Raw genomic sequence first — 15,566 nt, 5'->3', positions numbered from 1 at the left:
GGCCAAGTCGCAGCTTATTCATTTTATGACTAGACATAATGCCCTAAATGAGTAGCTTATTGCCCAACTGGCAACCAAGCGACTCGGGGGGATTTGCGTGACTGGCAACTATGTTCTGACAGGCGCCCGGCTGGCCACGATGGCCAGTTCCGATACGCCTTACGGGCTGATTGATGACGGTGCCGTTGCGGTCTCGGGCGGGAAAATCGTCTGGGCTGGGCCGCGGCAGGAATTGTCAGCTGACAATTTTCCCTGGAAGCATGTGGATCTGGACGGGCGGCTGGTGACACCGGGCCTGATCGACTGCCACACGCATATCGTCTTTGGCGGCAACCGGGCGATGGAGTTCGAGATGCGCCTCAACGGCGCCACGTATGAGGAAGTCGCAAGGGCAGGGGGCGGCATCGTCTCCACCGTGTCGGCCACCCGTGAGGCCGCGCTGGAGGATCTGGTGCAGGGCGCGCTGCCGCGGCTCGACGCGCTGATTGCTGAGGGTGCCACGGTGGTGGAGGTGAAATCCGGCTACGGGCTGGACCAGACCACCGAACTCAACATGCTGCGCGCCGCCCGCCGCCTGGGCGAATTGCGCCCGGTGACGGTGAAAACCACTTTCCTCGGCGCCCATGCCACCCCGGCGGAGTACAAGGGCCGGGACGATGATTATATTGATCAGGTCTGCATCCCCGCCCTGCGCGCCGCTTTTGCCGAGGGGCTGGTGGATGCGGTCGACGGCTTCTGCGAAAACATCGCCTTTGCGCCTGCCCAGATCGAACGGGTGTTCACGGTTGCCAAAGAACTTGGCCTGCCGGTGAAACTGCATGCCGAGCAGCTGAGCCACCAGGGCGGCACCGCATTGGCGGCAAAGTACGGCGCGTTGTCAGTCGATCACGTGGAATACGCCACCGAAGACGACGCCCGGGCGATGGCCGCCTCGGGTTCTGTTGCGGTGATCCTGCCGGGTGCGTTCTACACCATCCGCGAAACGCAGATGCCGCCGGTTGAACACTTCCGGACCCACGGCGTGCCGATGGCGCTGGCGACCGACTGCAACCCCGGCTCCTCGCCGCTGACCTCGCTTCTGCTGACGATGAACATGGGCTGCACCCTGTTCCGGATGACCCCGGAGGAGGCGCTGGCGGGTGTCACACGGCACGCAGCCCGGGCGCTGGGGCTGACGGACCGCGGAGAGATTTCCGCTGGGATGCGCGCCGATCTGGCGGTCTGGGACGTGGAAACGCCCGGCGAGCTCGCCTACCGCATCGGCTTCAACCCGCTTTACACCCGTATCTATGAGGGCAAACAATGATCGAGATGATCCCCGGCACGGTGACGCTGTCCACGCTGGAAGATATCTACCGCAACCTGACCCCGGCCCGGCTGGATGCCTCGGCCCGTGCGCCGGTTGAGGCCGCAGCGCAGATGGTGGCTGATGCCGCTGCCGGAGAAGAAGCGGTCTATGGAATCAACACCGGCTTCGGCAAGCTGGCCTCGACCAAGATCGCACCGGCTGACACCGCCACCCTGCAGCGCAACCTGATCCTCAGCCATTGCTGCGGGGTAGGGGAGGCACTGCCGGAAGATAAAACCCGGCTGATGATGACGCTGAAGCTCCTGTCGATGGGCCGCGGCGCCTCCGGCGTGCGCTGGCTGGTGATCGACCAGATCGAACAGATGCTGGCGCGCGGCGTGGTGCCGGTGATCCCGTCGCAGGGCTCCGTCGGCGCCTCCGGCGATCTGGCGCCGCTGGCGCATATGGCGGCGGCGATGATCGGGGCAGGGGAGGCCACGTTCGAAGGCACCCGCATGTCCAGCCTTGAGGCTCTGAAAAAGGCCGGGTTAGAGCCTATTGTGCTGGGTCCCAAGGAAGGCCTGGGGCTGATCAACGGCACCCAGTTCTCCACCGCCTGCGCCTTGGCCGGTTTGTTTGACGCCTGGCGCATGGCAGAGGCCTCGATGGCGATTGCCGCGCTCACCACCGACGCTATCATGGGCTCCACCGCGCCGCTGGTCGCCGACATCCATTCCTTGCGCGGCCATGCCGGGCAGATCGATGTGGCCCGCGAAATGCGCGCGATCATGGATGGGTCCGAAATCCGCGAAAGCCACCGCGAGGATGACACCCGGGTGCAGGATCCTTACTGCATCCGCTGCCAGCCGCAGGTGGTGGGCGCGGCGCTGGACGTGCTGCGGATGGCCGCCAAAACGCTGGAGATCGAGGCCAACGCCGTAACCGACAACCCGCTGGTGCTGGTGAACGAAGGCCGCATCGTTTCAGGCGGCAACTTCCATGCTGAATACGTGGGCTTTGCGGCTGACCAGATCGCGCTGGCGGTGGCGGAAATCGGCGCCATCGCGCAGCGCCGGGTGGCGCTGATGGTCGATCCGACGCTGAGCCACGACCTGCCGCCGTTCCTGACGCCTGACCCGGGTCTCAACTCCGGCTTCATGATTGCCGAAGTGACCACCGCCGCGCTGATGAGCGAGAACAAGCACCTGGCCAACCCCTGCGTGACCGACTCGACGCCCACATCGGCCAACCAGGAGGACCACGTGTCGATGGCCGCCCATGGCGCGCTGCGTCTGGGACGGATGAACGCCAACCTGTCGGTGATCCTGGGCGTCGAAATGCTCTGTGCTGCGCAAGGGGTGGAGGCGCGTGCGCCGCTGCAGACCTCCGCGCGGCTGCAGGACGTGCTGGCAATGCTGCGGGCCGATATCCCCGCGCTGGCAGAGGACCGCTATCTGGCGCCGGATATTGAATCCGCCAGCGCCATGGTCCGCGCAGGCCGGGTTGCTGAGGCCGCTGGCGTGAAGGTGGCGGCATGATCGAAGTGACCCAAGGCAGCTCGCCGCTGGTACTAGGCTTGCCCCACACCGGCACCGATGTGCCAGCGGAAATCTGGGAGTGTCTGAACGAGACGGGCAAGGCGCTAGCGGACACAGACTGGCATATCCATGACCTCTATTCCGGGCTGGCAGAGGACATCACAACCGTCCGTACGCCAAGCCACCGCTATGTGATCGACGTGAACCGCGATCCGGGTGGTATCAGTCTCTATCCCGGGCAAAACACCACCACTCTGGTGCCGCTCACGGAATTTGACGGGCTGCCGATCTGGCAAGAGGGCAAGGAGCCGGGTGAGGCGGAAATCGCGCGCCGCCGCGATGCCTACCACGCCCCCTATCACGCGGCGCTGATGGCAGAGCTGGAGCGGGTGAAGGCGAGCCACGGTTTTGCGATCCTTTATGACTGCCACTCGATCCGCGGCGACATCCCGTTCCTGTTCGAGGGCCGCCTGCCGGATTTCAACGTGGGCACCAACATGGGACAGACCTGCGACCCTGAAATCGAGGCGCTGACCGTCGCCCATTGCGTGGCGGCGGAGGGTTATACCTCCACCCTCAACGGGCGCTTCAAAGGCGGCTGGACCACCCGCCATTACGGGCGTCCTGCGGACGGGCTGCACGCGATCCAGATGGAACTGGCGCAGGCCACATACTGCCAGGAAAGCCCGCCCTGGACCTATCTGCCGGAGCGCGCGGACCGCCTGCGCGCCCATCTCACCCGAATTCTGATTGATCTCAAAAACTGGAGGCCCTCGGCATGAGCGATCCCCGCAAGAACACCCGCGACATCTTCCCGCCCACCGGCCCGGAAATCACCGCCAAGTCCTGGCTGACTGAGGCACCGATGCGGATGATGATGAACAACCTGCACCCCGACGTCGCCGAAAACCCGCATGAGCTGGTGGTTTACGGCGGCATCGGCCGCGCCGCGCGCACCTGGAAGGATTTCGACCTGATCGTCGAGACCCTGAAGAACCTGGAGGAAGACCAGACCCTGATGGTGCAGTCCGGCAAGCCGGTTGGCGTGTTCCAGACCCACAAGGATGCGCCGCGGGTGCTGATCGCCAACTCCAACCTGGTGCCGCATTGGGCCAACTGGGACCACTTCAACGAGCTCGATAAGAAGGGCCTGATGATGTACGGCCAGATGACCGCTGGTTCGTGGATCTATATCGGCACGCAAGGGATCGTGCAGGGCACCTATGAAACCTTTGCCGAGGCCGGCCGCCAGCATTATGGCGGCGACCTCAAGGGCAAATGGATCCTGACCGGCGGCCTGGGCGGCATGGGCGGCGCGCAGCCGCTGGCAGCCGTGTTTGCCGGTGCCTGCTGCCTGGCGGTGGAGTGCAACCCCGACAGCATCGACTTCCGCCTGCGCACCAATTACCTGGACGAGAAGGCCGAAACCCTGGATGAAGCGCTGGAGATGATCGAGCGCTGGACCGCTGCGGGCGAGGCGAAATCCGTGGGCCTTCTGGGCAACGCGGCTGAGATCTTCCCGGAGCTGGTGAAGCGCGCCGAAGCAGGCGGCATCCGTCCTGATATCGTCACCGACCAGACCTCTGCCCACGACCCGGTCAACGGCTACCTGCCGCTGGGCTGGACCATGGGCGAGTGGAAAGAGCGCCGCGAAACGGACAAGAAAGCGGTGGAAAAGGCCGCCCGTGCCAGTATGCGCGTGCAGGTCAAGGCGATGTGCGATTTCCACGCGATGGGCGTTCCCACCGTCGATTACGGCAACAACATCCGCCAGATGGCGCTGGAGGAGGGGCTGGAGAACGCCTTTGACTTCCCCGGCTTTGTGCCCGCCTATATCCGCCCGCTGTTCTGCAAGGGCATCGGCCCGTTCCGCTGGTGCGCGCTGTCGGGCGATCCGGAGGACATCCGCAAGACAGACGCCAAGATGAAGGAGCTGTTCCCGGAGAACGAGGGCCTGCACCGCTGGCTGGACATGGCCCAGGAGCGCATCGCCTTCCAGGGCCTGCCGGCGCGGATCTGCTGGATCGGCCTCGGTGATCGCCACAAGGCCGGCCTCGCGTTCAACGAGATGGTCCGCAATGGCGAGCTGTCAGCGCCGGTCGTCATTGGCCGCGACCATCTGGACTCGGGGTCTGTGGCCTCGCCGAACCGCGAGACCGAGGCGATGATGGACGGCTCTGATGCTGTCTCTGACTGGCCGCTCTTGAACGCGCTCTTGAACACCGCTTCCGGCGCCACCTGGGTGTCGCTGCACCACGGCGGCGGCGTTGGCATGGGCTTCTCGCAGCATTCCGGCGTGGTGATCTGCTGCGACGGCACTGAGGACGCAGACCGCCGCATCGGCCGCGTGCTGTGGAACGACCCGGCCACTGGCGTCATGCGCCACGCGGATGCGGGGTACGGCATTGCCAAGGATTGCGCACGTGAGCACGGGCTGAACCTGCCCGGCATTCTGGGCTGACGGCCCGGTTCTTGACGAGGCAGAAATCCGGCGCGGATTTCTGCCATGAAAAATCGATTTTTCATGGCCGTTTCCCGCGCCGGGAAACGGCTATGTTTCGTTCAGCAGCCGCTCGGCGGTGTGTTTGGCATCGCTCAGATGCTGTTCGATGGCCTGCCGGGCGGCTTCGGCATTTCCTGACACGATGGCCTCGCAGATGTCCTGCATATGGGCGGGGCCGGGTTTCTGGCGTTCCGCCGTCGACAGCGTCACCGCCCGCAGCCGGCTGATGCGGCCGTTCAGTCGCTGGGCGATTTCCCAGGCGACGTTGTGGCCGGCACCGTCAAAGATGATCCGGTAGAACTCTGTCGTGGCGCGCAGCATCGGGGTGGGCACGCCGGCCGCCACGGCCTCCTGCAGGTTCTGCAGCGCCGTTTTCAGCTGCTCTGCCAGCTGCGGCGTGATGTTGCGGGCGCATTCGGTGGCGGCAGCGGTCTCCAGCATCTGGCGGATGTCGTAGATCTGCCGCGCGTCGGTCCACGTAAGCTGCGCCACGATCGGCCCCTTTCCGGGCAGGATCTCCACCAGCCCCTCTGCCTCCAGATAGCGGATCGTTTCGCGCACCACGGTGCGGCTGACGCCAAGCTGATCGCACAGGGGCCGCTCCACCAGCCGCTCGCCGGGGGCAAACTGGCCGGAGATGATCGCCTCGCGCATCCGCTCCTGCACGATATCGCGCAGGGTCTGCGGCGGGTGGTTGATTTTGCTCATGATGGGGCTGGTCATGTGTTCTCCGATAGCAACCGGGGCAGGGCGGGACAAGACTGCGTTGACATACTGTATGATGGTATACCATATTACGGCAACTGGAATCAGACAGGAAAGACCCGCCCATGCCCGCCGAAATCCGCAAGACGCTGCTGCATGTCGAAGAAACCCTGATCGAGGGCGGCAAGGCAGCGGAAACCCCGCTGAAAATGATTGCTGCGGTGGCGGTGATCAAAAACCCCTGGGCGGGGCAGGGCTTTGTCGAGGACCTGCGCCCGGCGATCCATGACTGCGCACCGGGGCTGGGCGAGAAGCTGACCGCGATGGTGCTGGAGGCCGCAGGCGGCGGCGACAAGGTCGAGGGCTACGGCAAATCAGCCATCGTCGGGGTGAATGGCGAGGTGGAACATGCCTCTGCCCTCATCCACACATTGCGCTTCGGCAACCATTTCCGCGAGGCGGTGGGGGCAAAGTCCTACCTCGCCTTCACCAATACCCGCGGGCCGGCCAACGCCTCGCTGCAGATCCCGCTGATGGACAAGAACGACGGCGGGCGGCGCAGCCATTACCTGACCATCCAGCTGTCGGTGGCAGATGCGCCCGGCCCGGATGAGATCGTGATCGCGCTTGGCGCCTCCATCGGCGGGCGTCCGCATCACCGGATCGGCGACCGCTATCAGGACCTGAAGGAACTGGGTCATGACGTCGACAACCCTGCTGCTGTCTGAGCCTTACGGGCCTGTCACTTGCCAAAGGGCAGGGCAGGGGAGGCCGCTGGTGCTGATCCACGGGGTTGGCATGCAGTCAGCGGCCTGGGGGCCGCAGATCGAGGCTTTTGCGCAGACCCATGAGATCATCGCGCTGAACATGCCCGGCCACGGCGGCAGCGCGCCTTTGCCAGAGGGCGCAGAACTGCCGGATTATGTGGCGTGGCTGCATGCCGTGCTGCAGGCGCTGAATCTGGGGCCGGTCAGTCTGGCGGGTCATTCCATGGGGGCGCTGATTGCCGGCGGCTATGCGGTCTGCCATCCTCAGAATGTGGCGCGCGTGGCGCTTTTGAACGGGGTGTTCCAGCGTTCTGATGAGGCAAGGCGGGCAGTGGAAGCGCGCGCTGCTGAAATCCGTGCAGGCAGTTTTGATCTGGAAACACCGCTGGCGCGCTGGTTTGGGGGCAGCCCCGCAGACCAGGCGGCGCGGGCGCAGGTGGCAGAATGGCTGTCGGGCGTGAACCTGGCGGGTTACGCCGCCGCCTATACCGCCTTTGCCCGCGGTGACTGCACCTATGCGGATGGGTTCGCGGGCATCCGCTGCCCGCTGCTGGCGCTGACCGGCGATGGCGATCCGAACTCGACGCCCGCAATGGCACAGGCCATGGCGGATTCCGCGCCGCAGGGCATGGCGGTTGTCATTGAAGGCCATCGGCATATGGTCAACCTGACCGCGCCTGCAGAGGTCAACGCCGCCCTGCAGGACTGGCTGAACACCGAAGGAGCAACGTCATGAGCGAGATCGACCCGCGCGCCTTGCGCAATGCATTCGGTACTTTCATGACCGGCGTCACCGTGGTGACAACGCATGACCCCGAGGGAAACCCCATCGGCTTTACCGCCAATTCCTTTACTTCCGTGTCGCTGGACCCGCCGCTGGTGCTGGTCTGCATCGCCAATTCCTCCAGCAACTACGCAGCATTCGAACAGGCCGCGGGCTTTGCCGTCAATGTGCTGGCAGAGGACCAAAAGGACGTCTCCAACACTTTCGCCCGGCCCGTGGACGACCGTTTTGCCGCCGTCAGCTGGCAGAAGGGGCCGCAGGGAAGCCCGGTGTTCGCGGGCGTTTCCGCCTGGTTCGACTGTTCCATGCACAACCGGGTTGAAGCCGGTGACCACCTGATCCTGATTGGCCGGGTCGAGGCGTTTGAGACCTCGCCCGCACCGGGGCTGGGATATGCCCGCGGTGCCTATGTGACGGCTGCGGCGGAGGCCGAAGCCCTGACCCAAGGCGCCAAGCTGATTGTCTCAGCCTTGATCGAGCATGAGGGCAAGGTGCTGCTGATGGGCAACGATCAGGGCAAGCTGACGCTGCCGGAAATCCGGGTCGGCAAGGAGGGCGCCTCTGCCGCGCTCGCCAAGCTGATCGCGGACACCGGCGTCGAGGCGGAGCCGGGGTTCATCTATTCCGTTTACGAAGACAAAGCGCGCGAACATCAGCACATCTCGTTTCTGTGCCAATCGGCCGGCGGCACACCGGCCAAGGGTGTTTTCACGGCCCTGACCCAATCCACGCTGATGGACATTGCCGACGCGGCGATGTGCACCATGCTGGAGCGGTTCGCGAGTGAATCCCGGATGGGCAATTTCGGGGTGTATTATGGCAATCAGACCACCGGGCAGGTCCGCCCCGTGGCGACAGGGAGCAAGGGCGCATGAAATTTTCCCTCTTTGCGCATATGGAGCGGATTTCCGCGGCAGATGATCAGAAGCGGCTTTATGATGAGTTCATCCAGCTGTGCAAAATCGCTGATGACGGCGGCATGCATGCGGTCTGGACCGGCGAGCACCACGGGATGAATTTCACCATCTCGCCGAACCCGTTCCTGAACCTCATCGACGTGGCGCGGCACACCAAGAACGTGCGGCTGGGGACGGGGACGGTGATTGCGCCGTTCTGGCATCCGATCCGGCTGGCCGGTGAGGCGGCGATGACCGATATCATCACCGATGGCCGCCTGGACCTGGGCATCGCCCGCGGCGCCTATTCGTTTGAGTATGAACGCATGATGCCCGGCATGGACGCCTGGGAGGCTGGCCAGCGCATGCGCGAGCTGATCCCGGCGGTGCAGGGGTTGTGGCAGGGTGATTACGCGCAGGAGGGGGAGTTTCATTCCTTCCCCAAGACGACGTCTTCGCCAAAGCCGCTGCAGCAGGACGGCCCGCCGATCTGGGTGGCGGCGCGCGATCCCAATAGTCATGAGTTTGCTGTAGCCAATGGCTGCAACGTGCAGGTGACGCCGCTGTGGAAGGGGGACGAGGAAATCACCGACCTGATGGGCAAGTTCAACGATGCCTGCGCCAAGCACGCCGATGTGCCGCGGCCCAGGATCATGCTCTTGCAGCACACCTATGTCGCGGACAGCGCCGAGGATGTGAAGCGCGGGGCGGAGGAACTGAACCGGTTCTACTGCTACTTCGGCGCCTGGTTCATGAACAAGCGGGACGTCAGTCAGGGTCTGATTGATCCGCTGAGTGATGAGGAAATCGCTGCGCACCCGTTTTACAGCTCCGAGGCGATGGAGCGCGATCTGGTGATCGGCGAACCGGCGGCGGTGGTTGAGCGGCTGAAGAAATACGAGGCCCTGGGTTATGATGAGTATTCGTTCTGGATTGACTCCAGCATGAGCTTCGAACGCAAGAAAGCCTCGCTGGAGCGGTTCATCACTGAAGTCATGCCCGCCTTTCAATAAATGAGGCCCGGCGCACAGGGTGGGGGCGCGCGCCGGGCCTGCTTGGCCAAAGTGTGGCGGCAGAGCGTGTCGCTCCTGAGGCCAGTTTGCGGTTAACTGGTGAAGATCCTGTTTACCTATCGTCAAAGGTCCATCAAAGGAGCTGAAGATGCAGTCCTTCCAGCAGTATATCGGCGGCGCGTTTGAGGATGCGGGTGCGGCATTCGAGAGCCTCGATCCGGCCACCGGCAAGCCCTGGGCGCAGATGCCAGCCGCTACGGCGGCGGATGTGGACCGTGCTGTCAGGGCCGCGGAGTCGGCGTTCATTTCCCCTGAATGGGGTGGGATGAATGCCACCCAGCGCGGCAAGCTGCTGATGCGGCTGGCTGATCTGGTGGCGGAGAATGCGCCGAAGCTGGCAGAGCTGGAAACCCGCGACACCGGCAAGATCATCCGCGAGACCTCGGCCCAGATTGCCTATGTGGCGGAATATTACCGCTATTACGCGGGCCTTGCCGACAAGATCGAAGGTGCGCATCTGCCGATCGACAAACCCGACATGGAGGTCTGGCTGCGGCGCGAGCCGGTGGGTGTGGTGGCCGCCATCGTGCCCTGGAACTCGCAGCTGTTTCTGTCTGCCGTCAAGATCGGCCCGGCGCTGGCAGCGGGATGCACCGTGGTCTTGAAGGCCTCCGAGGAAGGCCCGGCGCCGATGCTGGAATTCGCCCGGATCTTTGATCAGGCGGGCTTCCCGCCCGGCGTGCTGAACGTGATCACCGGCGGGCCGGAGGCAGGTGCGGCCCTGACCAGCCACGGCAAGGTGGCGCATGTGGCCTTCACCGGCGGGCCGGAAACCGCGCGCCATATCGTGCGCAATTCGGCGGAAAACCTCGCCTCCACCTCGCTGGAGCTGGGCGGCAAATCGCCCTTCATCGTGTTCGACGACGCCGATCTGGAAAGCGCGGTGAACGCGCAGGTGTCGGGGATTTTTGCCGCCACCGGGCAAAGCTGCGTCGCAGGATCGCGGCTGGTGATTCAGAAAGGGATCAAGGATGCGTTCCTGAAGCGGCTGAAGGAAAAGGCCGAAGCGGTGGTCATCGGCGCGCCGGATGACATGGCGACGGAAGTGGGGCCGCTCTGCACCTTGAAACAGCGCGACCATGCGCTGCGGCTGATCGAAACCTCGGTTGCGGCTGGTGCCAAGCTGCTCACCGGCGGCACCGTGCCGGACGGGGAGGGGTTCTTTTTCCCGCCCACGGTGCTGGATTGCTCCGATGCGCCAGAGGCGCCCTGCCTGTCGAACGAATTCTTTGGCCCGGTCCTGTCGGTGGTGGAGTTCGGGACCGAGGCAGAGGCCCTGGAGATTGCCAACAACACCGCCTTCGGTCTCGCCTCGGGGGTGTTCACTCAGAACCTGACCCGGGCGCACCGGATGATCCGCGGCATCCGGGCCGGTATTGTCTGGGTCAACACCTATCGCGCGGTCAGCCCGATTGCGCCCTTTGGCGGCCACGGGCTGTCGGGCCACGGGCGCGAGGGCGGGCTGCAGGCGGCGCTGGATTACACCAAGGTGAAGGCCGTCTGGCTGCGCACCAGCGACGATCCGATCCCCGACCCCTTTGTGATGCGCTGATCTGTTGAGGACAGGAGCGAGGGGGCTGCCTGCCCCCTCACGCTCCCCCGGGGATATTTCCGGCCAGATGAAGAGGGGATCCACGCGTTGCAGCGGCGGAAACTCTGGACGCGGGCGCGGATCCGGTCACACTGGACCCTGTGCTGCGGCCGCCTTGGCCGCTGCGTGAGGAGGTGTGTGATGAGTGACGCGGTTTACAAGACAGTGGATGTGGTGGGCAGCTCGCAGACCAGCATCGAGGACGCGATCAGCGGGGCCATTGCCCGTGCGTCCAGGACCATTGACCACATCGGCTGGTTCGAGGTGGGGGAAATCCGCGGCCATGTCGAGGACGGCAAGGTTGCCCATTACCAGGTCGGTTTAAAGATCGGGTTCCGGCTGGATTGATCCGGACGAGCTGCAGGCGGGTGGCACGGCGGTGCAGATGCACTATCTGGAGGCGCAGATCCCCATAGGGAGCGTTTCCGGATGCAGATCAGCCCGCGCAGAGTGATCGTGCTGGGCGGCACGGGGTTTCTCGGCCGCCGGGTGGTGCGGCGTCTGCAGCAGCAAGGCTGCAGCGTCAGCGCCGGCACCCGTGCGCCCGGGGCGCCGCCGCCGCAGGAGTGGGAACCGGGGGTGGCGCAGGTGCAGACGGATCTTGCACAGCAGAGCGTCATGGCCCGTGCTCTCAGCGGTGCCGGATGGGTGGTCAATTGCATCGGCTTTTACACGGAAACCCGGCAGCAGGATTTTCACAGCGTGCATGTGGACGGCGCCCGCAGGGTTGCCCGGCTGGTGCGTCAGACCCCGGGCCAGCGGCTGATCCATATCTCCGGCATCGGCGCCAGCCTGCATTCGCCCTCGGCCTATGTGCGGGCCAGGGCCGAGGGGGAGGCTGCGGTGCGCAGTGCCTGCCCGGATGCGGTGATCCTGCGGCCCAGCGTGATGTTCTGTGAGGGGGGCGTGTTTTTCGGAGATCTGCAGCGGCTTGCCGCACAGCTGCCTGTGATCCCGCTGTTCGGGCGCGGCCAGACCCGGCTGCAGCCGGTCTGGGTCGAGGATGTGGCGGACGCGGTGGCCCGTGTTCTGGATGGCCCGAGGGCGCAGCGCAAGGTGTTTGAGCTGGGCGGGCCGGATGTGCTGGCCTACCGGGACATCCTGCAGCGCTTGGCCGCCCGCACCGGCCGCCGCCGCCTGCTGCTGCCGGTGCCGTTTGTTCTGTGGCGGATTGCGGCGGCGCTGCTGTCGCTGCTGCCCAGGCCTCCGGTTACTCCGGCGCAAATCGCGCTGATGCGGCGTGACAATACCGTGGGCGAAGGGGTCGCGGGGTTTCGCGATCTCGGGATTGAGCCGCATTCCCCGGTGGCAATGGGCCTCGTCTAGAGCCTGCGCCGCCACCTGCCGGATGCCGCTTTCAGCCGCGCCCGCTGCCGCCGGTTTCCTGCACCCAGGGTTTCTCCTGTCGCCGCGCCTCGCGGATGGTCCGGCCGAAATGCCCGCTGAACGACCGCCCCAGAGAGGAAGCAGAGGAAAACCCGCAGCGCAGGGCAATCTGCTCCAGGCTCAGATGGGTTTCCTCCGACAGGTAGCGGGCGTGCTGGAGCCGCAGCATCTTGTAGTATTTGCCCGGCGTCATGCCCAGTTCACGCTGAAATGCGCGCGCCAGCGTGCGTTCGGACAGCGACACCCGCCTGGCCAGCGCCGCCGTGCTTAGCGGGGTTTCGATGGTCTCTGCCATCAGGTTTGCCGCCTTCAGGATCTTGGGCGAGCCGCGCTGCTCCAGCCGTGCCGCACCGCGGTTCAGCTCCGACTGGCGCGAGGGGTCATAGACAAACATGGTCGAGGCGCCAAAGGCGGCGGCAGAACCATAAAGATCCTGAATGAGGCTCAGCATCATGTCGAGCGCGGTGCTGGCGCCGCCGCAGGTCAGGAACGCGCCGGAGCGTACAAACCGCGCGGTGGAAACCTCCACATTGGGAAAGGTCTCGGCAAAGGCGTCCAGCTCTTGCCAGTGGATCGTCGCGGTTTGGCCGTCCAGCACCCCTGCCGCGGCCAGCAGCCACGCGGCGGTATCGACTGCCAGAACCAGTTTCGCGGCCCGCGTGGCGGTCCGGATCTTGGCCAGCAGGGCAGGCATCACCTGTTCGCGCACATGGTAGCCCGCAACCAGCACCAGGGTGCGGTTGCCCTGGCGTGCGTCAAAGACGCCGTCGGGGGTGATCTGCAGCCCGCTGGAGCTGCGCACCGGCGCCCCGTCCAGCGTGCTGACCCGCCATCCGGCAACATCCTGGCCTGCATTCATCCGCACATCACGCAGCGGCTCCATGGCACTGGCCAGCACCATGTTGGAAAACCCGTCGAATAGCAGGAATTCAAAAATTGGCGGCTGAGTTGGCTGTATTTGTATGATTTTTGACCGAAAATGTATAAGCGATGCGTCAACTCCTGCGCTAATCACGCAGGAAGTCAAGCATCTTGACGATCCGCCGACGCCCACCTGACGCCCGCTCTCTAACCACTGATACCTCCATGACCACCGCGCCTCTTCTCTGGCAGCCGGATCTTTCGGCGCGCCGCAAACCTTTGCTGTCCGGCTTTATGGCACAGGCTTCTGCCATTGCCGGGACGGCGCTGGACAGTTTTGCGGCTCTGCATGCCTGGTCGGTTGCACTGCCGCAGGACTTCTGGCCGCTGGCCTGGGAGTTTTGCGGGCTGACGGGGAATAAGGGCACGGTGCCGCTGCTGTCCCATCAGGACCCGATGCAGGTCCGGTTCTTCCCCGAGGCGCGGCTGAACGTCGTGGAGACTTTCCTGAAGAACGCCGACGGGTGCGAGGCGATTGTGTTCATCGGTGAGGACGGCCGCCGCATGGCCTGGACCCGCGCCGAATTGAAGCGCGAGGTGGAAATGCTTGCCGCCGCGCTGCGGGACGCTGGGATCGGCGCAGGCGACCACGTTGCAGGCTATGTGCCGAACATGCCGCAGACCGTGGCGGCGATGCTGGCCACGGCGTCGCTGGGCGCGGTTTGGTCCTCCTGCGCGCCGGAAAGCGGGCCGGATGTTGTCGTCGACCGCTTCGGCCAGATCGAACCCAAGCTGATGTTTGCCGCTGACGGCTATTTCTACAACGGCAAGGTGTTTGAGACCCGCGCCGCCATTGCCGAGGTCGCCGCCCGCGTGCCGTCGATCCAGCAGATCGTGGTCTGGCCCTATGCAAGCGATGCCGCGGATTTGCCCGCGGGCATGACCGACTATGAGGCCTTCAAGCAGGTAGACGCCCCGGCGCTGGACTGCCGTCCCATGGGCTTCCGCGATCCGCTTTATGTGATGTTTTCCTCCGGCACCACCGGCAAGCCCAAGTGCATCGAGCATTCCGGCGGCGGCACCCTGTTGCGGATGCTGGTGGAGCAGCAGCTGCACTGCGACCTGCACCCGGGCGACCGGATGTTCTATTACACCACCTGCAACTGGATGATGTGGAACTGGCAGGTGGCGGCGCTGGCCTCCGAGGCTGTGATCGTGTTGTTTGACGGCAACCCGATGTATCCGGGCATGCGCCGGCTGTTCGACCTGGCCGAGGCGGAGAAGGTCACGCATTTCGGTGTTTCCGCCAAATACATCGATGCCTCGCTGAAATGCCGCAACCGGCCTGCGGACAGTTATGACCTGGCGGCGCTGCGGGTGGTTCTGTCCACCGGATCGCCGTTGTCGCCCGAAGGTTTTGCCCATGTCTACGCCGACTGGAAGGCGGATGTGCAGCTTGCCTCGATCTGCGGCGGCACCGATATTCTGGGCTGTTTCATCGGCGGCTGCCCGGTGCTGCCGGTGCATCAGGGCGAGATCCAGGCGCCAATGCTGGGGCTGGATGTGGCGACCCTGAACGATCAGGGCGAACCGGTTAAGGGTGTTGCTGGCGAGCTGGTTTGCCGCAACGCGCATCCGTCGATGCCGACCCGGTTCCTGAACGACCCGGACAATGCGCGCTATCGCGCCAGCTATTTCGGGACCTATCCCAACATCTGGCGGCAGGGCGATTTCACCATCCGCACGGAGCACGGCGGCTACGTGGTGCTGGGCCGCTCGGACGCGACGCTGAACCCCGGCGGCGTGCGGATCGGCACGGCGGAGATCTACCGGCAGCTCGACAAGATTGATGAGGTCGCGGATGCGGTGGTTGTCGGCCAGATCATCGACAACGACGTGCGGGTGGTTCTGTTTGTGGTTCCCGCCGAAGGTGCCGCGCTGGACGATGCGCTAACCGTCCGGATCAAAACGGAGATCCGCAGAAATGCCTCGCCGCGCCATGTGCCGGCCAAGATCATCGCCGTCGCTGACATCCCTCGCACCAAATCCGGCAAGACCGCCGAGCTGGCGGTGCGCGATGTGGTGAACAATCACCCTGTCCGCAACCTCTCCGGCCTCGCCAATCCGCAGGCGCTGGCGCTGTTTGCCGATCACCCTGAATTGCAAGCCTAACC

Annotated in this window: 14 protein-coding genes; 12 read left to right on the top strand and 2 right to left on the bottom strand. The window is 64.8% G+C overall.

What is annotated here, in order from left to right:
• Positions 1-97 precede the first annotated feature (97 nt).
• The 4 genes from hutI to hutU are packed head-to-tail and all read left to right on the top strand — an operon-like array spanning position 98 to position 5,287.
• Positions 98-1,306 (top strand): imidazolonepropionase, encoded by a 1,209-nt coding sequence (gene hutI, locus K3725_RS20690; RefSeq protein ID WP_260018907.1) that lies wholly within the window; start codon positions 98-100, stop codon positions 1,304-1,306.
• Positions 1,303-2,826 carry a histidine ammonia-lyase gene (gene hutH / locus K3725_RS20685; RefSeq protein ID WP_260018906.1) on the top strand — a complete coding sequence of 508 codons (1,524 nt, stop codon included), beginning with the start codon at positions 1,303-1,305 and terminating at the stop codon, positions 2,824-2,826. Before hutI ends, hutH begins: the two co-directional genes overlap by 4 nt.
• Positions 2,823-3,608 carry an N-formylglutamate deformylase gene (gene hutG / locus K3725_RS20680; protein WP_260018905.1) on the top strand — a complete coding sequence of 262 codons (786 nt, stop codon included), beginning with the start codon at positions 2,823-2,825 and terminating at the stop codon, positions 3,606-3,608. Before hutH ends, hutG begins: the two co-directional genes overlap by 4 nt.
• Positions 3,605-5,287, top strand: a complete 1,683-nt coding sequence (gene hutU, locus K3725_RS20675; RefSeq protein ID WP_260018904.1) for a urocanate hydratase — start codon at positions 3,605-3,607, stop codon at positions 5,285-5,287. Before hutG ends, hutU begins: the two co-directional genes overlap by 4 nt.
• A 90-nt stretch (positions 5,288-5,377) precedes the next feature.
• Here hutU and K3725_RS20670 read toward each other — a convergent pair whose 3' ends face one another.
• Positions 5,378-6,052 carry a GntR family transcriptional regulator gene (locus tag K3725_RS20670; protein WP_260018903.1) on the bottom strand — a complete coding sequence of 225 codons (675 nt, stop codon included), beginning with the start codon at positions 6,050-6,052 and terminating at the stop codon, positions 5,378-5,380.
• Positions 6,053-6,159: 107 nt separating this feature from the next.
• Between K3725_RS20670 and K3725_RS20665 the strand changes: the two genes are divergently transcribed.
• The 7 genes from K3725_RS20665 to K3725_RS20635 all read left to right on the top strand — a co-directional run bounded on the left by K3725_RS20665 (position 6,160) and on the right by K3725_RS20635 (position 12,471).
• Positions 6,160-6,762, top strand: a complete 603-nt coding sequence (locus K3725_RS20665; RefSeq protein WP_260018902.1) for an amino acid synthesis family protein — start codon at positions 6,160-6,162, stop codon at positions 6,760-6,762.
• Positions 6,734-7,537 carry an alpha/beta fold hydrolase gene (locus K3725_RS20660; RefSeq protein ID WP_260018901.1) on the top strand — a complete coding sequence of 268 codons (804 nt, stop codon included), beginning with the start codon at positions 6,734-6,736 and terminating at the stop codon, positions 7,535-7,537. The genes K3725_RS20665 and K3725_RS20660 overlap by 29 nt, the downstream gene beginning before the upstream one ends.
• Complete coding sequence (locus K3725_RS20655) at positions 7,534-8,460, top strand: flavin reductase (protein ID WP_260018900.1); 927 nt, start codon at positions 7,534-7,536, stop codon at positions 8,458-8,460. The genes K3725_RS20660 and K3725_RS20655 overlap by 4 nt, the downstream gene beginning before the upstream one ends.
• Positions 8,457-9,494, top strand: coding sequence for an LLM class flavin-dependent oxidoreductase (locus K3725_RS20650; protein WP_260018899.1), 1,038 nt, complete (start codon positions 8,457-8,459; stop codon positions 9,492-9,494). Before K3725_RS20655 ends, K3725_RS20650 begins: the two co-directional genes overlap by 4 nt.
• Before the next feature lie 148 nt (positions 9,495-9,642).
• Positions 9,643-11,106, top strand: a complete 1,464-nt coding sequence (locus tag K3725_RS20645; protein ID WP_260018898.1) for an aldehyde dehydrogenase — start codon at positions 9,643-9,645, stop codon at positions 11,104-11,106.
• Between the two features lie 180 nt (positions 11,107-11,286).
• Positions 11,287-11,493, top strand: coding sequence for a dodecin (locus K3725_RS20640; protein WP_260018897.1), 207 nt, complete (start codon positions 11,287-11,289; stop codon positions 11,491-11,493).
• A gap of 81 nt (positions 11,494-11,574) precedes the next feature.
• Positions 11,575-12,471: a complex I NDUFA9 subunit family protein gene (locus K3725_RS20635; RefSeq protein WP_260018896.1), complete on the top strand. Its 897-nt coding sequence runs from the start codon at positions 11,575-11,577 to the stop codon at positions 12,469-12,471.
• A gap of 31 nt (positions 12,472-12,502) precedes the next feature.
• On the opposite strand, the gene K3725_RS20630 is transcribed toward K3725_RS20635, so the two are convergent.
• The gene (locus tag K3725_RS20630) at positions 12,503-13,432 is read right to left on the bottom strand and encodes a GlxA family transcriptional regulator (protein ID WP_260018895.1); all 930 of its coding nucleotides are present in this window, start codon (positions 13,430-13,432) and stop codon (positions 12,503-12,505) included.
• A 185-nt stretch (positions 13,433-13,617) separates the two neighbouring features.
• Between K3725_RS20630 and K3725_RS20625 the strand changes: the two genes are divergently transcribed.
• On the top strand, positions 13,618-15,564 hold the full coding sequence (locus K3725_RS20625; protein ID WP_260018894.1) for an acetoacetate--CoA ligase: 1,947 nt from the start codon (positions 13,618-13,620) through the stop codon (positions 15,562-15,564).
• Positions 15,565-15,566 lie beyond the last annotated feature (2 nt).

The sequence above is a fragment of the Leisingera sp. S132 genome, from assembly GCF_025144465.1.
GTDB lineage: Bacteria > Pseudomonadota > Alphaproteobacteria > Rhodobacterales > Rhodobacteraceae > Leisingera.
This window is presented reverse-complemented; position numbering and strand designations above follow the sequence as displayed.